The sequence below is a fragment of the Yonghaparkia sp. Soil809 genome (genome assembly GCF_001429705.1).
In the GTDB taxonomy this organism is placed as follows: domain Bacteria; phylum Actinomycetota; class Actinomycetes; order Actinomycetales; family Microbacteriaceae; genus Microcella.
Genome location: NZ_LMSV01000002.1, coordinates 656,777 through 670,915 on the forward strand (window position 1 = coordinate 656,777; position 14,139 = coordinate 670,915).

The 14,139-nt window shown below is 72.0% G+C and carries 12 protein-coding genes; 4 read left to right on the forward strand and 8 right to left on the reverse strand.

Going from position 1 to position 14,139, the window contains the following annotated elements; translation table 11 throughout:
* Positions 1-122: 122 nt before the first annotated feature.
* A complete protein-coding gene (gene dxs / locus ASG83_RS10575; protein WP_055861020.1) occupies positions 123-2,078 on the forward strand; it encodes a 1-deoxy-D-xylulose-5-phosphate synthase in 1,956 nt (651 codons plus the stop codon).
* Here dxs and ASG83_RS10580 read toward each other — a convergent pair.
* The 5 genes from ASG83_RS10580 to ASG83_RS10600 all read right to left on the reverse strand — a co-directional run bounded on the left by ASG83_RS10580 (position 2,054) and on the right by ASG83_RS10600 (position 8,044).
* The gene (locus ASG83_RS10580; RefSeq protein WP_055861022.1) at positions 2,054-2,596 is read right to left on the reverse strand and encodes a dihydrofolate reductase family protein; all 543 of its coding nucleotides are present in this window, start codon (positions 2,594-2,596) and stop codon (positions 2,054-2,056) included. The two genes, dxs and ASG83_RS10580, sit on opposite strands and share 25 nt — an antisense overlap.
* Before the next feature lie 136 nt (positions 2,597-2,732).
* Entirely contained in the window at positions 2,733-4,892 is a 2,160-nt protein-coding gene (locus tag ASG83_RS10585; RefSeq protein ID WP_055861025.1) for a 3-hydroxyacyl-CoA dehydrogenase NAD-binding domain-containing protein, read from the reverse strand.
* Positions 4,893-6,077, reverse strand: coding sequence for an acetyl-CoA C-acyltransferase (locus ASG83_RS10590; protein WP_369813330.1), 1,185 nt, complete (start codon positions 6,075-6,077; stop codon positions 4,893-4,895). It abuts the gene before it with no gap.
* A 97-nt stretch (positions 6,078-6,174) separates the two neighbouring features.
* Positions 6,175-7,356 carry an HRDC domain-containing protein gene (locus ASG83_RS10595; protein ID WP_082515118.1) on the reverse strand — a complete coding sequence of 394 codons (1,182 nt, stop codon included), beginning with the start codon at positions 7,354-7,356 and terminating at the stop codon, positions 6,175-6,177.
* A 97-nt stretch (positions 7,357-7,453) separates the two neighbouring features.
* Positions 7,454-8,044, reverse strand: coding sequence for a DUF3000 domain-containing protein (locus ASG83_RS10600; RefSeq protein WP_055861031.1), 591 nt, complete (start codon positions 8,042-8,044; stop codon positions 7,454-7,456).
* Between the two features lie 35 nt (positions 8,045-8,079).
* On the opposite strand from ASG83_RS10600, the gene ASG83_RS10605 reads away from it, so the two are divergent.
* Entirely contained in the window at positions 8,080-9,369 is a 1,290-nt protein-coding gene (locus ASG83_RS10605; protein ID WP_235460179.1) for a S9 family peptidase, read from the forward strand.
* On the opposite strand, the gene ASG83_RS10610 is transcribed toward ASG83_RS10605, so the two are convergent.
* From ASG83_RS10610 to ASG83_RS10620, 3 genes are read right to left on the reverse strand one after another with little or no spacing between them, the layout of a single operon-like run.
* A complete protein-coding gene (locus ASG83_RS10610) occupies positions 9,290-10,021 on the reverse strand; it encodes a dihydrofolate reductase family protein (RefSeq protein ID WP_055861034.1) in 732 nt (243 codons plus the stop codon). The genes ASG83_RS10605 and ASG83_RS10610 overlap by 80 nt on opposite strands.
* Positions 10,018-10,464 (reverse strand): SufE family protein, encoded by a 447-nt coding sequence (locus ASG83_RS10615; RefSeq protein WP_055861037.1) that lies wholly within the window; start codon positions 10,462-10,464, stop codon positions 10,018-10,020. The genes ASG83_RS10610 and ASG83_RS10615 overlap by 4 nt, the downstream gene beginning before the upstream one ends.
* 10 nt (positions 10,465-10,474) lie before the next feature.
* Positions 10,475-11,374 carry a sulfurtransferase gene (locus ASG83_RS10620; protein WP_055861039.1) on the reverse strand — a complete coding sequence of 300 codons (900 nt, stop codon included), beginning with the start codon at positions 11,372-11,374 and terminating at the stop codon, positions 10,475-10,477.
* A 206-nt stretch (positions 11,375-11,580) separates the two neighbouring features.
* Between ASG83_RS10620 and zapE the strand changes: the two genes are divergently transcribed.
* Both zapE and nhaA read left to right on the forward strand, forming a co-directional pair.
* Entirely contained in the window at positions 11,581-12,609 is a 1,029-nt protein-coding gene (zapE, locus tag ASG83_RS10625) for a cell division protein ZapE (RefSeq protein ID WP_055861042.1), read from the forward strand.
* A gap of 115 nt (positions 12,610-12,724) precedes the next feature.
* Positions 12,725-14,080, forward strand: a complete 1,356-nt coding sequence (gene nhaA / locus ASG83_RS10630; protein WP_055861044.1) for a Na+/H+ antiporter NhaA — start codon at positions 12,725-12,727, stop codon at positions 14,078-14,080.
* The last annotated feature ends 59 nt before the right edge of the window (positions 14,081-14,139 follow it).

Below are 14,139 nucleotides of genomic sequence, written 5' to 3' on the forward strand. Positions count from 1 at the left end.
TCGGGCCCGCTCCGCGTTCCCGGATGCCCGCCTGTCGCGTACGGTCCGCACACAGCGAACGACCAGGCGGCGGGCGGCACGGCATCAGGGCGCCCGCGGTCGTGCTCGCGTAGAGTGCTGGAATGGCACTGCTCGAGACGATCCACGGCCCGCGCGATCTGGATCGCCTGACGGAGTCCGAGCTCGCAGCCCTCGCCGATGAGATCCGCCGATTCCTCGTCGCCGAGGTCTCGAAGACCGGCGGCCACCTCGGCCCGAACCTGGGCGTCGTGGAGATGACGATCGCCATTCACCGCGTGTTCGAGTCGCCGCGCGATGCGATCGTCTGGGACACCGGTCACCAGTCGTACGTGCACAAGCTCCTCACCGGCCGCCAGGACTTCTCGCGGCTCCGCCAGAAGGGCGGCCTCGCCGGCTACCCGCAGCGCTCCGAGAGCGAGCACGACATCGTCGAGAGCTCGCACGCGTCGAGCTCCCTCAGCTGGGCGGACGGCATCTCCCGAGCGTTCGAGATGACGGGTCAGAACGATCGTCACGTGGTCGCGGTCGTCGGCGACGGCGCTCTCACAGGTGGCATGACGTGGGAGGCCCTCAACAACATCAGCGACGACAACTCCCGCAACCTCGTCCTCATCGTCAACGACAACGGGCGCTCCTACGCGCCGACGATCGGCGGGATGGCGCGGTTCCTCTCCGACGTGCGCACGCGACGCGGCTATCGCCGCCTGCGCCGCTCGAGCGAGAGCTTCTTCGCGCACTTCGGTGCTCCCGGCCGCGCCCTCTACCGCGGGGTGCGCGGGGGTCTGCACGGGTTCCTCTCGCGATTCACGAACAACGAGGCGCTCTACTCGAACCTCGACATCAAGTACGTCGGCCCCGTCGACGGTCACGACCTGAAAGCCATGGAGCGCGCGCTGCGTCAGGCGAAGGAGTACGGCGCGCCGGTCATCGTCCACGCGATCACGCAGAAGGGCAAGGGCTACGAGCCGGCCCTCGCCGATGTCGCGGACCAGTTCCACGCCGTGGGGCAGATCGACCCCGAGACGGGGGAGTCGATGGAGGTCGCCACCCGTCCCTCCTGGACCAGCGTCTTCGCCGAGGAGCTCGTCTCGCTCGCCGACCGCGACGAGCGCATCGTGGGCATCACCGCGGCGATGCTGCGGCCCACCGGCCTGCACAAGCTCGCTGAGAAGCACCCCGGCCGCGTGCTGGATGTCGGCATCGCCGAGCAGCACGCCGTGACCTCGGCCGCCGGCCTCGCCTTCGGCGGGCTGCACCCGGTCGTGGCGGTCTACGCGACCTTCATCAATCGGGCCTTCGACCAGGTGCTCATGGATGTCGCGCTGCACAAGGCGGGCGTCACCTTCGTGCTCGACCGCGCCGGCGTCACCGGACCGGACGGCCCGAGCCATCACGGCATCTGGGATCTCGCGATCCTGCAGGTCGTGCCCAACATCCGTCTCGCGGCTCCGCGCGACGCCACCCGGCTCCGCGAGGAGCTCGCCGAGGCCGTCGCGGTGCAGGACGCCCCCACCGTGCTGCGCTTCTCGAAGGGCTCGGTCGGCACCGAGTTCGATGCTGTCCGTCGCACGGCCGACGGCGTCGACGTCCTCCGCGAGGCCCCGCACAAGGACGTCCTGATCGTCACGGTCGGCCCGATGGCCAAGATCGGGCTGGAGGTGGCCGAGCGGCTCGCCGCGCAGGGCATCGGCGCCACCGTCATCGACCCGCGCTGGGTCGTCCCGGTCGCCGGCAGCATCATCGACCTCGCACGCGATCACCGCATCGTCGTGTCGATCGAGGACGGCATCCGCGTCGGCGGCATCGGCACGCGGATCCGTCAGGAGCTGCGCGCGGCCGGGGTCGACACCGCCGTGGACGAGCTAGGTCTGCCGGACGAGTTCCTCGACCACGCGAGCCGCGATGAGATCCTCGAGGAGGTCGGGCTCACGCCGCAGGCGATCGCCCGCGACCTAGTCGCCCAGGTGCTCGGCACGCGGATCCCGGTCGCTCGGCCTCTGCCGGAGGACGCCGCGATCGAGTCCTCGAGCGATCAGCCCACCGACCGCCGCCGATAGCGCAGCTCGACCGCGCCGTTCTCGAACGTCGCGGTGCCCGTGAGCTTCCAGTGATGCGGCTCGCCCGTCGTCGGCATCAGTCGGGCACCTGAACCGAGCGTGAGCGGCATCACGGTGACGATGAGCTCGTCGATCTCTCCGATCTCGGCGAACTGGGCGGCGGTCGCGCCGCCTCCGACGAGCCACACCGACCGGTCGCCCGCGGCGGCACGCGCCTCGCGCGCCACGCGACCGACGTCTTCGCTCACGACGCGGATGTCGGCGCCCTCGATGCTCGGGACCTCGCCGTGCGTGAGGACCCACACCGGGAGTCCGGGGTAGGCCCACGGTGCGCCCTCCTCGAGAAGGAACCGCAGAGTCCCCGCTCCCATGACGATCGCGCCCACTCCGGCGAAGAATCGGTCGTAGCCCTCCTGGAAGGCCTCGAAGCCGAAGGCGAGGAGCCAGTCGATGCGATCGTCGGCGTCGGCGATGAAGCCGTCGAGGCTCTGGGCGACGTAGTACTGCACGGTGCTCATGCGGCCACGCTACGGCGATGCGCCGACATCGGCGGGGCACCGGGGCTGCGCCGTCGGGAGCGGAGCGGGAACGGCGACGGCCCCGGGCATCCGTGACGGACGCCCGGGGCCGAGACCGGCGGAACGGTGCCCGCGGTCAGTGCGAGCCGCGGATGGGCGGCGTGTGGAACGTGCCGCCGAAGACGCGCTCGGAGGCGCCGACCCGGTCGAGGAACGGCGTGACGCCGCCCATCTGGAAGGGCCAGCCCGCGCCGAGGATCATGCAGAGGTCGATGTCCTCCGGTGCGGAGACGACGCCCTCCTCGAGCATGCGGTGGACCTCGTGGGCGAGGCCGTCCTCGAGGCGCCGCGTGAGCTCCTCGACGGTCGCCGGGGTCGAGCCCGCCGGGCGGTGCTTCGCGACGATCGCGATCGCCTTCCTGTCGATGCCCTTCGGGTTGCCCTTCGCGTCCTTCTCCAGCAGCACGCCGGCCTCGGCGAGCTCGTGGAGCGCGGGCGACTCGAAGAACCGCTCGGGGAACGCCGCGTGGTGCGTGTCCAGCACGTGCGCGCCGACCTTGAGGCCGACGAGGTCGAGCAGCACGAACGGGTCCATCGGGAGCCCGAAGTGGCGCTGGGCGGCGACGACGTCCTCGAACGGCGTGCCGGTCTCGACCGCGTGCATCGCCTCGCCGAGGAGCTTGGCGAGGATGCGGTTGACGACGAACCCGGGGGAGTCGGCGGTTATGACCGCGTTCTTCCTGAGCGCCGCAGCCGTGACCATCGCGGTCGCGAGGGTCGCCTCGTTCGTCGCGGGCGCGTTGACGACCTCGATGAGCGGCATGACGGCGACCGGGTTGAAGAAGTGGAAGCCGACGACGCGCTCGGGGTGCTCGAGCTTCTCCGCGATCCGCTCGACCGAGAGCGACGAGGTGTTCGTCGCGAGGACGGCCGTCGGCGAGACGTGCTTCTCGATCTCGGCGAACACCGACTGCTTGATCGCGAGCTCCTCGAAGACGGCCTCGATGACCCAGTCGCAGCCCGCGAAGTCGGCCTTGTCGGTCGTGCCCGTCACGAGCGAGCGCAGACGGTTGGCGTCGTCCGCGTGCAGACGGCCCTTCTTCTCGAGCGCCGAGATCTCGCCGTGGATGTACGCGATGCCCTTGTCCACGCGCTCCTGGTCGAGGTCGGTGATGATGACCGGGACCTGCAGGCGGCGGACGAACAGGAGCGCGAACTGGCTCGCCATGAGACCGGCGCCGAGGACGCCGATGCGCGTGACGGGCGTCGCGAGCGACTTGTCCGGGGCCCCCGCGGGCTTCTTCGCGCGCTTCTGCACGAGGGTGAAGGCGTAGATGGAGGCGCGGAACTGGTCGCCCGAGATGAGATCGGCGAGCGACTCGTCCTCGGCCGCGAAGCCCGCGGCCTTGTCGCTGCTCTTCGCCGCCTTGAGCAGGTCGAGCGCGACGTAGGGTGAGCGGGCGACGGAGCCGATGCGCTTCTCGAGCATGCTCCGTGCGACGCCGATGGCGGCATCCCACTTCACGGCCCGCTCGATCTTGCCGGGCTGGTTCGGGCGCTTGACCTTCGTGCGCCCGGCGACGACGCCGTCGGCCCAGCGGATCGAGCTCTCGAGGAAGGTCGCCGAGTCGAAGATCGCGTCGGCCATGCCGAGCTCGAACGCCTGCTCGGCGGTCAGCATGCGGTTGTTCTTGAGCGGGTTCTCGACGACGACCTTGAGCGCGTTCTCGATGCCGATGAGGTTCGGCAGGAGCCACGCGCCGCCCCAGCCGGGGATGATGCCGAGGAAGACCTCGGGCAGGGCGATGCCGGCGGCGTTCCGGTCGATCGTCCGGTAGTCGGCGTTGAGCGCGACCTCGACGCCGCCGCCGAGGGCGAGGCCGTTGATGAAGACGAACGACGGGACGCCGAGCTCGCCGAGCTTGCCGAGCGCGTAGTGGCCGAGCTGCGCCATGAGCTTGCCCGATGCGCGATCGGGGATGCCTTCGACCTTCGAGAGGTCGGCGCCCGCGGCGAGGATGAACGGCTTGCCGGTCACGGCCACGGCCGCGATCTCGCCGCGCGCGGCGCGGCCGGCCTGCTCGTCCATGACGCGCGCGAACTCGAGGAGCCCCTGGGGGCCGAGCGTGCTCGGTCGGGTGTGGTCACGGCCGTTATCGATCGTGACGAGGGCGAGGGTGCCCCCGCTGGGGAGGGCGACGTCGCGCACGAAGGAGTGCGTGACGACCTCGTCGTCGGCGAGCGCGAGCAGCGGCTCGAACTGCTCGGCCGAGTACTGCGCGATGGCGCTGGTCATCTACTTGCCCTTCCGTCCGCCGCGGTAGTGCGGGTTCTCCCAGATCATCGATCCGCCCTGGCCGAGGCCGACGCACATCGCGGTGAGGCCGTACTGCACCTCGGGGTGCTGCTCGAACTGACGCGCGAGCTGGATCATCAGCCGAACGCCCGAGCTCGCGAGCGGGTGGCCGATCGCGATCGCGCCGCCCCAGGGGTTGACGCGCGGGTCGTCGTCGTCGATGCCGAAGTGGTCGAGCAGGCTCAGCACCTGCACGGCGAACGCCTCGTTGAGCTCGAAGAGACCGATGTCCTCGATCGTGAGGCCGGCCTTCCTCAGCGCCTTCTCGGTCGAGGGGATGGGCCCGATGCCCATGACCTCGGGCTGCACGCCCGCGAAGGCGAAGCTCACCAGGCGCATCTTCGACTGCAGCCCGAGCTCCTTGGCCGCGCCGGCGCTCGCGAGCAGGCTCACGGTGGCGCCGTCGGTGAGGGGCGAGGCGTTGCCGGCCGTCACCCGGCCGTGCGGGCGGAAGGGGGTCTTGAGCCCGGCGAGACCCTCCATCGTGGTCTCGGGGCGCATGCCCTCGTCCATGGTGGCGAGGCCGAAGCCCTGCTCGCTGCGGAGAGCGACGGGAACGAGGTCGGGCTGGATGTGCCCGGCGGCGTAGGCCGCGGCGACCTTCTGCTGGCTGCGCATGCCGAATCGGTCGGCGCGCTCCTTCGTGAGCTGCGGGAAGCGGTCGTGCAGGCGCTCGGCGGTCATGCCCATGTTCAGAGCGTCGCCGCTCACGAGCTTCTCGGCGAGGAAGCGCGGGTTGGGGTCGGCGCTGCCGCCCATCGGGTGGCGGCCCATGTGCTCGACTCCTCCGGCGATCGCGACGTCGTAGGCGCCGAAGGCGATGCCGCCCGCGGTCGTCGCGACCGCGGTCATCGCGCCGGCGCACATTCGGTCGATCGCGTACCCGGGGACGGACATCGGCAGCCCGGCGAGGATCGCCGCGGTGCGACCGAGAGTGAGCCCCTGATCGCCCTCCTGCGTCGTCGCCGCGATCGCGACGTCGTCGACGCGGTCCTTCGGCAGCGACGGGTTCCTCTCCAGGAGCCCGATCATCGCCTTGACGATCAGATCGTCGGCTCGCGTGCCCCAGTACATCCCTTTTTCGCCCGCTCGTCCGAACGGAGTGCGAACTCCGTCGACGAACACGACTTCGGCTCGATCGGCCACAGTGCCTCCCTTGTCGGTGGTCAACTCCACCAACCTAGGAGGCCAGCCCGCGAGGCGGGGATTCGACTGCGTGTTCCTACGAAGCGCTCTCGGCGCCCTCGACGGGCCCTTGGCTCGCATCGACAAAGGCCTGGGCGATCGTCTGTGCCGTTGCGTCAATCTGCCAGGGGCGGGCGCCGAGCGCGCGCAGCGCCTCCGCGATCGATTCGACGGTCGTCTCGGCAGGCGGGTTCCAGGCGAGCCGGCGGAGGTGGTCGGGGATCACGACGTTCTCCAGCGGGATCCGCCGCTCCTCCGCGACGCGCTGCACCGCGGGCTTGGCGGCCTTGAGCCGGCGGTCCGCCTCGGGGTTGCGATCGGCCCACGAGCGGGGAGGCGGGATGACCTCCTCGGTCGAGCGCAGGACGGGGAGGTCCTCGGTCGTGCGACCCGCCTCGATGGCGGCCCACCAGCGGTCGATCTGCGAGCGGCTCGCACGCCCGTGGAAGCCCTGCAGCGCGGCGAGCTCGCGCTTGCTCGCCGGCATCGCGCGGGCCGCGACGATGAGGGAGGCGTCGGGGAGCAGGCGGCCGGGTGCGCTGTCGATCTCGCGCGCATAGGCATCCCTCGCCAGCCACAGCTCGCGGGCGACCGCGAGCGCGCGCTGACCGCGGACGGAGTGGAGACCGGAGAGGCGTCGCCACGGGTCGGTACGGGGCTCGGGCGCCTCGCGGGAGAGCACGGCCGCGAACTCCTGCTCGGCGAGCTCGAGCTTGTCGTCGGCGGCGAGCAGAGCGGCAATCTCGTCGCGCACGTCGACGAGCAGCTCGACGTCGAGGGCCGCGTAGGTGAGCCAGGATGCGGGAAGCGGGCGGGTGGACCAGTCAGCGGCCGAGTGCTCCTTGGCCAGGTGCAGGCCGAGGGTCGACTCCACCACCGCGCCGAGACCGACGCGAGGCAGACCGGCGAGGCGGGCCCCGAGCTCGGTGTCGAAGATCGTCACGGGGTCGAGACCGACTTCGCGGAGGCACGAGAGATCCTGGCTCGCTGCGTGCAGCACCCACTCCGCCTCGCCGATCGCCTCCTGCAGCTCGACGAACGAGCCGATCGCCGGAGGATCGAACAGGAAGGTGCCAGCTCCGCGGCGGAAGACCTGGATGAGGTAGGCGCGCTGCGAGTAGCGGAAGCCGCTCGCGCGCTCGGCGTCGACGGCGACCGGCCCCTCGCCGGCCGCGAGGGCCTCGACGGCCACCAGATAGTGCTCCCGATCATCGATCACGACGGGGGTCACGGCCGGGACGGCGGTGGGCAGCGGGGGAGCCGCGGCCGGCTCGCCCGCGGGCGCGACCGCGCCATCGGGATCGGGCGACTGCGCGTCAGCCACGCGATGCCCGCCTGGTCGGGAGGACGGCGACGCCCTCGGGAGCCGGCGGGTAGCCCGCGATCATGCACAGGAGCTCGGACCAGCCCTCGACGTGCGCCGAGAGATCGTCGTCGAGAGGCGTCCAGGAGGCGCGGAGCTCGAGCTGCGCCCCGCTGCCCTGAGCGGCGAGCTCGCCGTAGCCGGTCGAGAGGACCTTGGTCGCCGTGCCGCTCGCGGCCGTGTACTCGGCGCCCCGGGTCTCGAGGGCGTCGACGAGCCACGCCCACGTGACATCGGCGACGAACGGATCGAGCCCGATGTCGACCTCGAGCGGCGCCTGGGCGAAGCAGACGATGCGCACGGTGCCGTTCCAGCCGGCCGGCGCCTCCGGATCGAAGAGGACGAGCAGACGACCGGTGCCGAGGTCGGAGTCGTCGACGTGCCGCGCGGGGTTGACGTCCGCCGCGAGCGCGTACGAGAAGGGCGCGAGCCCGGTGGGCGCCGGAATGCTGCGCACGTCGAGCTCGGGGCGGAGGACGGCCCGATCGACGGAGGCGATCAGTGCGTCGAACACCTCCTGCGGCGATGCGGGAGAGAGGGGCACCCCTGAAGACTAAGAGCAGTTGCTACGTTCGACGCGTGGGACGCGCCGACCTGAGGGGAGCCGTGCGCCGAGGCGCACGGGGGACGACCGAGCGCCGACGCCGCGGGCTCGCCGTCGCGATCGCGGCGGGAGTCGCGGGTGCCGGGATCGCCGCGCTGGCCGCATCCGCCGCTGCGGCGATCACGATGGCGCGCCGAGTCGTGACTCCGGTGCGCGAGCGGCCCGAGGACATCCGCGTCCTCGCCGTCGACACCGCGCGCGCGACGATCCGCCTCAGTCGCACGGCCGACTCCGCCGTTCCCGGGCGATACGGCTTCTGGTTCGCCGGGGGCCGCGGCCACGCGCGCGTCGGCCGCGTCCTCCATGAGGACGCGGGCTCGGTCACGCGCGTGCTCGAGTCCGTGCAGCGCGGCACGCTCGAGTCGGCGCCCGCGGGGCGCTGGGGCGGGTGGTACTGGCTCGAGCCGGGCGAGCTGGGCGTCGCGGCGGTCGAGACGAGCATCCGCACCCCCGTCGGCGACGCGCCCGCGTGGTTCGTGCCGTCCGTCGACGGCGGGAGCGGCGCCGGCGAGGACTGGATCATTCACGTGCACGGGCGCGGGGCCTCGCGCGCCGAGGGCATCCGCGCCATCCCGCTCGCGCGCGAGCTCGGCTGGGCGAGCCTCCTCATCAGCTACCGCAACGATGGCGACGCCCCCGCGAGCGCCGACGGTCGGTACGCGCTCGGGGCCGCCGAGTGGCGCGATCTCGAGGCGGCCGTCGCGCACGCGCGGGATGCGGGAGCCGGCCGCATCGTCGTCATGGGCTGGTCGATGGGCGGCGCGATCTCCCTGCAGCTGCTCGTCCGATCCGAGCTCGCGGGACTCGTCCACGGCCTCGTGCTCGACTCGCCCGTGATCGACTGGCGGACGGTGCTGCGGTTCCACGCAGCCCTCTCGGGGCTGCCCAGGTCGGTCGGCGAGGTCGCGATGGGGCTGCTCGGCACGACGGCGGTCACGCCTCTCGTCGGCAGCGCCGAGCCCATCGATCTCGCCTCGCTCGATCTCGTCGCCCGCGCTGACGAGCTCAGCGTTCCCGTTCTCATCCTGCACAGCGACGACGACGGCTACGTGCCGATCGACGCCTCGCTCGCCCTCGCCGACGCCCGACCCGACCTCGTGACGCTCGAGCGGTTCGCCCGCGCGCGGCACACGCGGCTGTGGAACCTCGACCCCGAGCGCTGGGAGGGCGTGATCCGCGCCTGGATCAGCCGGCTCGACGCGTCCAGCGGGCGTACTGCACGCCCTCGTCGTCGAGGAGCAGCTGACGGGGAGCCCACCGGCTGATCGCCGGGTCGTCATCGGCCAGAAGGCGGATGCCCGACCCGCCCAGGCGCGGAACCGTCGTCAGGCACACCTCATCGACGAGCCCCGCGGCGAGCAGCAGCCCGGCGAGGCCGGGGCCGCCCTCGCAGACGATCCGCTCGGCGCCGTGCGCGCGGAGCGCGCCCAGGATCTCGAGCGCGGTCGCCGCCTCGCCGCGATCGGGGAGGGGGAGGATCGTGCTCCGGATGCCGCTCAGGGAGCGGCGCACGGCATCCGTCGCCGTCTCGGGCGCGATCACGAGCACCTCGGGCGCGCCCTCGCGCGGCTCGAAGCCGTGCCCGGTCAGGTCGCCCGAGGTCGTCACGATGGCGAGCGGCGTGCGGCGGGGGAGCCGGTACGACTCGGCGCGCACGGTCCTCGCCCCGACGAGGATCACGTCGGCGTGCTCGCGGATGACGCCGAGGATCATGCGGTCGGCGCCCGCGGTGAGCGAGCCGGACGTGCCGTCCTCGCCCGTCACGCGTCCGTCGAGCGTCGCGACGAAGTTCAGTCGGATGCGCTCGCCGTCGCCCGGCGCGTACCACTCGAGCAGCCGATCCCGGGCTCCCGGGCTCTCGGTGTCGAGCGCGACCTCCTCGGCCGCCCCCGCGGGGTGGACTCGGCGGAGGATCACGCCGCGGCCGCCTCGCGCACCTGCCGCTTGATGCGTGCGAGCATGCCCGTCATGCCGCGCAGGCGCAGGGGGCTCACTGCGCGGGTGAGGCCGAGCTCGAACGGGAAGTCGTCGGGGGTCGCGAGGACCGTCGCGACCTCGAGGCCGCTGAGACCCTGCGCGAGGATCGACGCGAAGCCCCGCGTCGTCGGCGACTCGGCGGGGGCCGTCGCGTGCACCGCGACCGCGCCGCCGTCGACCTCGACGACGATGAAGACGGGCGACTGACACTCCTCGACGCGCTCGAGGAGCTCCGGGTGGTCGCGGAACCGCTCGGGGAGCTCGGGCAGCGCCTCGGAGAACTCCAGCAGCAGCTGCAGGCGGTCGGACTCGCCGAGCTCGAGGAAGTCGTCGCGGATCTCCGCGAGCGACGGTGGGAGGGCGGGAGTCGGGGCGTCGGTCATCGCCGTCACGCTACCGGAGGGGCGCGTCGCCGGGCTCGCCGCCGGTCTGGATCGGCACCCGGACGGCGCTGCCCCACTCCGTCCACGACCCGTCGTAGTTGCGCACGCGCGGCACGCCGAGCAGGTGGGTCAGGACGAACCACGTGTGGCTCGATCGCTCGCCGATGCGGCAGTAGGCGACGACGTCCTCCGCCTCGCCGATCGCGGCATCCTCGCGATAGATCGCGGCGAGCTCGTCGGCGCCGCGGAAGGTGCCGTCCTCGTTCGCAGCGCGAGCCCACGGCACGCTGCGCGCCGAGGGGATGTGGCCGCCGCGGAGGGCGCCCTCCTCGGGGTAGGCGGGCATGTGGGTGCGCTCTCCGCTGTACTCCTCGGGCGAGCGGACGTCGATGATCGGCTTGCCGAAGTGCGCGATCACGTCCTCCTTGAAGGCGCGGATCGCGCTGTCGTCGCGCTCGACGACCGGGTACTCGACGGCCTCGCGGCTCGGGCGGTCCTTCGTCATCGCGCGGCCCTCGGCGACCCAGCGGTCGCGGCCGCCGTCGAGCAGCCGGACGTCCTCGTGGCCGAAGAGCGTGAAGACCCACAGCGCGTAGGCGGCCCACCAGTTGCTCTTGTCGCCGTAGAGCACGATCGTCGTGTCGCGCGCGATGCCGTTGCGGCCCATGAGCTCGGCGAACGCCTCGCCCTCGATGTAGTCGCGAACGACGGGGTCGTTGAGGTCGGTGTGCCAGTCGATCTTCACCGCGCCGGGGATGTGCCCGGTCTCGTACAGCAGGACGTCCTCGTCCGACTCGACCACGACGAGGCCGGGGTCGTCGAGATGCTCCTCGAGCCACGCGGTCGAGACGAGCCGCTCGGGGTGGGCGTACGCCTGGAACTTCTCGGACGGATCGGGGGAGACGGGCATGGGTGACCTCTCGATGGGGGAACGGCGGCTGCCGAGGAGCGGCGCCACGGTGCGAGCCTGTGCGGGGAGCAACGCGCGGCGGGCCGCCGGTATTCTGGGACACGCCGCGCGCGCTCGAATCTACGCACTCCGAGCGCGCCGCGCCTCGTCCCGCCACCCGGCGCGGCAGGGCGGAGAGTGCGACCCCCGCGAGCGAACGGCCCCTAGTGAATCCTGCGCCGACGACCCTGCGCCTGACCGACCGTCAGCCGACCCTCGCGGCCTCCGAGCTGCTCGGCCACCTGACCCCGCCGCCGCAGTTCGCTCACGCGAGCCTCGAGAACTACGTGCCCGACCCGGCGCACCCCTCGCAGGCGGAGGCGGTCGAGGCGATCCGTCGCTTCGCCGACGGCGCTCCCGACGAGGCGCCCACCGGGCTGCGCGGCCTCTTCGCGCGCCGCACCCCGGTCGTGGCCGAGAAGGCCGGCATCTACCTCGACGGCGGCTTCGGCGTGGGCAAGACGCACCTGCTCGCGGCGCTCTGGCACCGCGTCGGCGGTCGCAAGTACTTCGGCACGTTCATCGAGTACACGGCGCTCGTCGGGGCGCTGGGCTACCAGCAGGCGGTGCAGCAGTTCCGCGGGGCGCGCCTGATCGCGATCGACGAGTTCGAGCTCGACGACCCGGGCGACACGATGGTGATGTCGCGCCTGCTGGGCGAGCTCGTCGCGAGCGGCTCGCGCATCGCGGCGACCTCCAACACGCCTCCGCACGCGCTCGGCGAGGGGCGATTCGCCGCCCAGGACTTCCTGCGCGAGATCAACGCCCTCGCCGACCGCTTCGACATCCGCCGCATCGACGGCGAGGACTACCGCAAGCGAGACATCGAGGGCCACGCGGTCGCGCTGAGCCCGGAGGAGCTCGACGCGCGCCTCGCCGCCGAGACGGGCACGGTCACCGTCGACCGCTTCGACGCGGTCCTCGCGCACCTGGCGACCGTGCACCCGAGCCGATACATCGGCCTCATCGACGGGCTGTCGGCGATCGCGCTCACCGACGTCTCGCCGCTGCGCAATCAGACGGATGCCCTGCGCCTCGTCGCGCTCGTCGATCGCCTCTACGACGCCCAGATCCGCATCCTCGCCACGGGCACCCCGCTCGATCAGGTCTTCACCGACGACATGCTCGCTGGCGGGTATCGGAAGAAGTACCTGCGGGCGACCTCGCGCATGATCGCTCTGACCACGGCGTCCTGACCGGGGTCGCGCGCGGACGCGCCGATAGGATCGTCACCGGAGCGCCGGGAAGTCTGGTCGGCCCGCCTGCCGCGTCGCGGGGGCGGAACCGCGCCGACGACCCCGAGGAGACCCCATGACCGGAACGCCCACCGGAACGCCCTCCGGCGCCCCTACGGGTGCCGACCGCTACCGCGAGAGCCTCTGGATCGAGCAGATCCTCCGCAAGGAGACGGTGGGCGGGATCCTGCTGCTCGTCGCGACGGTGATCGCGGTCGCCCTGGCCAACTCGGCCGCGGCCGACGGCTACTTCGCGCTGCGCGACACCTCCGTGATCCTCGGATTCGGCGACGCGGTGTTCGAGATCTCGGTCGGCCACCTCGCCGCCGACGGTCTGCTCGCGATCTTCTTCTTCCTCGCCGGCCTCGAGCTCAAGCGCGAGTTCGTCGCCGGCGAGCTGCGCGACCCTCGCCGCGCGCTCGTTCCCGTCGCGGCCGCGTTCGGCGGAGCCGCGACGCCGGCGGTGATCTTCACGCTCGTGAACCTCACCCAGGGGCAGGAGGTGCTGCGCGGGTGGGCGATCCCGCTCGCGACCGACATCGCCTTCGCCCTGGCAGTGCTCGCGGTCGTGGGCACCTCGCTGCCGATCGCGATGCGCACCTTCCTGCTGACGCTCGCGGTCGTCGACGACCTCATCGGCATCACCGTCATCGCGTTCGTCTACACCGACGACCTCCAGCCGCTGTATCTCGTGCTGGCGGGCATCGGGCTCGCGATCTTCGGGCTCATCGCGCAGAGGTACCAGGAGCTCTTCCGCCTGCGCTCGACCGCGGCGATCGCGATCCTCGCCCCGATCGGCATCGTCGTGTGGTTCCTCATGTACTCCTCGGGCGTGCACGCGACCGTCGCGGGAGTGCTGCTGGCGTTCACCGTGCCCGTCCTCGCCCGCGGGGGCGAGGAGGACGGGCTCGGCGGCCGGGAGGGTCTCGCTGAGAAGTTCGAGCACGGTCTGCGCCCGATCTCGGCGGGCTTCGCGGTGCCGGTGTTCGCGTTCTTCTCCTCGGGGGTCGCGGTCGGCGGTCTCGACGGGCTCGTCGAGGCGATCACATCGCCCGTGGCGATCGGGATCGTCGTCGGGCTCGTCGTCGGCAAGACGATCGGCATCACGCTGGCTTCCTGGCTCGTGACCCGGCTGCCGGGCGTCACCCTGCCCCGGGGCGTGCGATGGATCGACGTCGTCGGCCTCGCGATGCTCTCGGGCATGGGCTTCACGGTCTCCCTGCTCATCAGCGAGCTCAGCTACGGGCAGGGCGACCCGTTGGACGACGTCGCCAAGGTCGGGATCCTCCTGGGCTCGCTCATCGCCGCGGTCGCTGCGGGAATCCTGCTCGGCACCCGCAATCGCCACTACCGGCGCCGGCGCGAGGAGGACGAGCGCGACTCGGACGGCGACGGGATCCCCGACGCCTTCGAGGACACGGTCCGCGCATAGGGGAGCCCGGGCGAGCTCCTCGCCTCGCGTAACGCGATGTTTACATCACCGGCCGGCGT

Excerpts from the sequence above, each read along its gene's own strand:
- ASG83_RS10620 (WP_055861039.1), bottom strand. The coding sequence starts at position 11,374 with ATGCCCGTCTCCCCCGATCCGTCCGAGAAGTTCCAGGCGTACGCCCAC.
- ASG83_RS10580 (WP_055861022.1), bottom strand. The coding sequence starts at position 2,596 with ATGAGCACCGTGCAGTACTACGTCGCCCAGAGCCTCGACGGCTTCATC.
- ASG83_RS10615 (WP_055861037.1), bottom strand. The coding sequence starts at position 10,464 with ATGACCGACGCCCCGACTCCCGCCCTCCCACCGTCGCTCGCGGAGATC.
- dxs (WP_055861020.1), top strand. The coding sequence starts at position 123 with ATGGCACTGCTCGAGACGATCCACGGCCCGCGCGATCTGGATCGCCTG.
- ASG83_RS10585 (WP_055861025.1), bottom strand. The coding sequence starts at position 4,892 with ATGACCAGCGCCATCGCGCAGTACTCGGCCGAGCAGTTCGAGCCGCTG.
- nhaA (WP_055861044.1), top strand. The coding sequence starts at position 12,725 with ATGACCGGAACGCCCACCGGAACGCCCTCCGGCGCCCCTACGGGTGCC.